The organism is Herbiconiux daphne, from assembly GCF_024979295.1.
Taxonomy (GTDB): Bacteria; Actinomycetota; Actinomycetes; order Actinomycetales; family Microbacteriaceae; genus Herbiconiux; species Herbiconiux daphnes.
The window spans coordinates 1-1,064 of the sequence record NZ_JANLCJ010000146.1 but is presented as its reverse complement, the minus strand read 5'-3'; the positions used below and the strand labels follow the sequence as shown (position 1 = coordinate 1,064).

Genomic DNA, 1,064 nt, shown 5'->3' with positions numbered 1-1,064 from the left:
CGCTTACCTTGTTCCCCTGAAAACACATATTGTTCTCGTCGGACAGGAAGACCTAAGTTATTGATTTCTTCGAAAACCTGCAATGCAGTATTCGAGATTACGCCACGTTCAATCAGGCGATCAATGGATACTTTCACGTTATCGTGTCGTGATCCAACCAGTGCAGAAATATCACGACTGGTCATAGAAACAGTGGCATTGTTGTATGCCACTATAGAGTTAGTTAAAATAGTAATAGTTATTTCCTTTTTTAATAATTAATTAACGATTTGAGCATTAACCACTTGGTTATTCTCAACGATTAGGCGTAAGGTATTTTTACCTTTGTGCCATTCCCCTTCATTAGCTTTCCAGCCATCAGCAATCAATGTATCAGCGACATGACTGATACTATCTCCAATCAGAGATTCAGCAAACTTAGAGATTGATTTATGTGAACTATTAGCAGATTGAGCATTCTGCACTTTAGTTTTGTTCACATCACAAGTTTTGTTTGCTTCAGTAACTTGAGTACATCCAGAGCGTTCTAGTTTAGCACGATACGCATGGCTAATAGCGTAGGATGGCTGAGAAGCACAAGCAGACAGCATCAGTATAGGCAGAAGAATCTTTTTCATTAGTAGCAATCTCCACCAGCATGGTGACTACCAGTTCCACCATGGATATGTTCAGCAGTAATAACACCAGTAGCAACGCCCATAAAAAATACAGCAATAATTAATTTTTTCATCTATTCACCTCGATGTAAGTTTTTTAATTACCAACCAATAGCAGCACCAACATTATAACCAAATCCTTGCTGTGAATCAGTTGCAATTGATGCTTTAATTACTACGTTTGTACTAACACGGGCAGAGAAGCCGACAGCAATAGCCTGTTCACCCTCATAACCACCTGTAGCAGCACCAATGGAGAACTTCTGGCTTTCCATTACCTGTGGGATACCAGCAGCAGCAAGAGCCGTAGAAGTACCTGCATTAGCCTTTTTACTCACCTCATTAATACGTTTGTCGATGTTAGCAAAGTTTGCATTAGAACGATTTTCCAGAGCGCTGATACGTGTT

The 1,064-nt window shown here is 39.9% G+C and carries 3 protein-coding genes; all 3 read right to left on the bottom strand.

What is annotated here, in order from left to right:
* Window positions 1-185 (bottom strand): hypothetical protein (locus tag N1032_RS23685; RefSeq protein WP_259542828.1); only part of this gene is annotated, 185 nt, incomplete at its 3' end.
* Window positions 186-257: 72 nt separating this feature from the next.
* A complete protein-coding gene (locus N1032_RS23680) occupies window positions 258-617 on the bottom strand; it encodes a hypothetical protein (protein ID WP_259542827.1) in 360 nt (119 codons plus the stop codon).
* Window positions 618-757: 140 nt separating this feature from the next.
* Window positions 758-1,064, bottom strand: a 307-nt coding sequence (locus N1032_RS23675; RefSeq protein ID WP_259542826.1) for a YadA C-terminal domain-containing protein, incomplete at its 5' end; no start/stop codon positions are given.

Coding starts and splice junctions, on each gene's coding strand:
- N1032_RS23680 (WP_259542827.1), bottom strand. CDS start 617: ATGAAAAAGATTCTTCTGCCTATACTGATGCTGTCTGCTTGTGCTTCT.